This is a genomic window from Mesorhizobium sp. B2-7-2 (genome assembly GCF_006440775.1).
In the GTDB taxonomy this organism is placed as follows: Bacteria; Pseudomonadota; Alphaproteobacteria; order Rhizobiales; family Rhizobiaceae; genus Mesorhizobium.
In genome coordinates, this window is the sequence record NZ_VFTZ01000056.1 from 1 (window position 1) to 3231 (window position 3231).

Below are 3231 nucleotides of genomic sequence, written 5' to 3' on the forward strand. Positions count from 1 at the left end.
TAGCTTAGATGCTGTTCAGCAGTTGCAGAACGGCATCGGTGGGCCGGAAGCGCGCCCCGTAATTGCCCTCGATGCCCGCCTTTTCGATTCCGTTGCGCATCATCTCGACATCCGCGGCGGCATAGCGGTGGGTGGTGGCGACCTGTGCGTGCCCGAGCCAGGCTTGAATCGTCAAAAGATCCACGCCGGACTGGAGAAGCTTCATGGCGAGGGAGTGCCGGAAGATGTGTGGCGATATGGGCTTTTCGGCCAAGTCCGGCCTAATGGCCACTGCCTTGGCCGCCGCTCGTCGTACGATGTGGGTCGCCCCGAAGCGCGTCAGGCGCTCATTGTGGGCGCCGACAAAGATCGGTCGTGGTTCGAGGTTGGCGATTCCGCGTTCGCGCAACAAGGCCGCCAGCGCTCTCGCCAAATCCTGAGAAACGGGGATGACGCGATCTCTGCGCCCCTTACCGTGCAACAGCACCTGCGAACGCGGGCGTTCCAACTGAAGGTCGTCAGCATTGACACCAATGGCTTCGGAGACCCGCGCGCCGGTCCGCGCCAGGAACAGCAGAAACGCGCGGTCGCGCCGACCACGGGGCGTCCTCTGATCGGGCGCCGCAATGATTGCGTCCACTTCTGCGTTGGTGAGGTGGCGCGTCACCTCAATGTGCGCCCGTTTTGTGGGAATCGTCAGCACGCGTTGCGCGACACCAAAGGACGCCGGGTCGGCCGCTGCCACATGGTGGAAGAAAGATCGTATCGCAGCTAGTCGGGCATTGCGCGTGGCGACGGTGTTGTTCCGCTTCTCCTCGAGTTCGTCGAGAAAGGCGAGAACGAGGTCTCGATCGAGATCTTCGAGCACCAACGCCGCCGGCCTCTTCCGCAACCTGGCGGCGGCAAAGAGGATCAGCATGCGCAAGGCGTCGCGATAGCTCGCGACAGTCGCGGGAGTGGCGTTGCGCTGCTTGGTCAAGCGCCGGCGAAAGTAGGATTCCAGGAGCGGCGCCAGGAGAAGATGTTCGCTCATGCTGCACCTCCATCGAGGAAAGCGCGGTCCGCCGCAATGGCGAGAAGATCCGTCGAACCAGTGAGGTAGTAAGCGGTATCGCTGTAGCTGGCGTGGCCGAGATATGTGGCGAGCAACGGGAGCAGCGCCTGAACGTCTGCGCGCTGTTGGTGCCAGAAGCTGAGGCGGGTCACGGCGAACCGGTGCCTGAGATCGTGCGGCCTTAAGGGCTTACCGCCATCAAGGCCGGCGAGCTTGCGGACCTCGGCAAAACCGTTTTGCAGGCCGGTCGCTGAGAGGCGGTTGCCACGAGAGCTGAGGAAGAAGCCCTGGTCCTTGGGCGTGGGAAAAGCGGCGTCACGCTCACGGGCGTAATGGCGAAGGGCAGCCTGGGTCGTCGTGTGAACTGGAACGAGACGGTCCTTGCGGAACTTCGTCTTCCGAACCAGAAGAACCCCGCTGGTCAGATCGACGTCGGAACGATCAAGCCTGACCACTTCGCCAGATCGCAGTCCCGAGCTTGCTAACAATCCGATCAGCGTTGCCATCGTCCGCCCCCTGAGAGGGATGCCTGGCGAAATGCGCGCACATGCGTCGATGAGCGACGCCAACTCTGACTCGCTGAGGATCCGCGGCGGCGGAATCGCCCTGGATCTGGGAAAGACTCTACGCTCCAAGGTCTCCGTTTGGGCGTCATAGACGGCGAGATACTCGTAGAATCGGCGGAGCACGCCGTGACGAGTGGTGCGGCTGTTGGCGGCGCCGCCGAACGACAGGACGAAGTCCAGCGCCATCGTCCGGGTGGCGGGCGCATCGAACTGAGCGCGTTCAACGTAGCGGACGAAAGCCCGCAACGTGCCAGCTTGTTTGCTGAAAGAGTAGCCGAGCGAGTGGCGCAGTTCGATGTAACGCTCGGCCTTCTCGCCGAGGAATCGGGTAAACGCGGTCATGCCGCGCCTCCCGGAAAGGGGAGTGCGACCTCGGCGAGTTGCGAGGCCGCAACCTTCACGTACAGCGCCGTTGTGTTGATGCTCCGGTGGCCAAGAAGATCGGCGACCTCGTTGATTGGCCTTCGCTGCCTGACGAGCTGGGTGGCAAGGCTGTGGCGCAGGAGATGCGCACCTGCGACCCGCCCGAGTTCGACCCCGCCATGCCGCAACCGCTTCCGCACGATCCTCGAAACAGGCGACGCGCACTTGAACGGCCCCAGCGGCGGCGCGAAGGACAGGAACAGATACGGACTATCCACCTTCGGTCGAGCGCGCAGGATGTAATCGGCGAGTGCGGCGCCGGTCTCCTCGAGGAGTGGTACCACCCGATCACGCTTGCCCTTGGTGCGCCGGACAAAAACCTCGCCAGTACGCCAGTGGATATCCTTCAGCCGAATGGCGCGTAACTCGCCGTTGCGAATGCCGGTGGTGGCGAGCAGCAGCAAGACGGCTCGATCGCGGATGTCGACCGGCGTCGTTGCGCCGATCGCATCGATCGCCTGCCGAACGTCATCCCATGCAAGGCGCGGCGGCAAATGTGCCAAACGCCAAGAGGGCGTCCTTGGGACAACGCGGGCGAGATCTTGGCGATGGTGGCCAGCCCAATACAAAAACCGAAGAAATGTTCGGATGTGAGAAGTCGCTGCCGTGCGGCTGCTGGAGGTCGCCGATAGTGACAGCCGATGCTCGACAGCAGCGAGGACGTGCTCAGCCGCCAACGCCTCGAGGTCCTGGCCGGGATGGTGATGGCGGAACCAATCCAAAAAGCGGCGACCGCCCAGAAGAACGCCTTCGCGGGTCTTCGGCTCCAGGCCCCGCACCCTGCGCAGATAGTCCGAAAAGGAGGCCAGAAGCGGATTATCCGGGTCAGCATCTACACTGGGAACGGAAGCAATGAATCGCTCCGGAGCCACTCGCAGTGCGTGTCCCAGCGCCGACACTGCTCCAATGCGTGGAGAATCCGTCGTAAACGTGGACAAATAGCTATCGACGACATCCTGATGGATCGGCATCGGACCACAGCGCGTCGCGGCAAACTGGCTAAAGCGCGCAATCCGGCTCAGGTAAATCTTGGCGGACGCTCGCTTATAACCAAGCGTGAAAAAATGCTCCGCGAGGCGATCCATCTCGCCGCCGAGCGCACCGCTACGCAGGCGCTTGAGTACCCCACGATACGAAAAATAGAAGTCGAGCATATTGCCCCTCCAGCATTGCGGCGCAGGGGGATCCCGCGTCCGTCAGAGAGGCATG

Annotated in this window: 3 protein-coding genes; all 3 read right to left on the reverse strand. The window is 62.8% G+C overall.

Annotated features, from left to right (window positions below; all coding sequences use genetic code 11):
• Positions 1-4: 4 nt before the first annotated feature.
• From FJ425_RS31375 to FJ425_RS31385, 3 genes are read right to left on the reverse strand one after another with little or no spacing between them, the layout of a single operon-like run.
• A complete protein-coding gene (locus FJ425_RS31375; protein WP_064995508.1) occupies positions 5-1012 on the reverse strand; it encodes a tyrosine-type recombinase/integrase in 1008 nt (335 codons plus the stop codon).
• Positions 1009-1941, reverse strand: coding sequence for a tyrosine-type recombinase/integrase (locus FJ425_RS31380; protein WP_064995509.1), 933 nt, complete (start codon positions 1939-1941; stop codon positions 1009-1011). The genes FJ425_RS31375 and FJ425_RS31380 overlap by 4 nt, the downstream gene beginning before the upstream one ends.
• Positions 1938-3176 carry a site-specific integrase gene (locus FJ425_RS31385; RefSeq protein WP_084016273.1) on the reverse strand — a complete coding sequence of 413 codons (1239 nt, stop codon included), beginning with the start codon at positions 3174-3176 and terminating at the stop codon, positions 1938-1940. The genes FJ425_RS31380 and FJ425_RS31385 overlap by 4 nt, the downstream gene beginning before the upstream one ends.
• Positions 3177-3231: the final 55 nt, after the last annotated feature.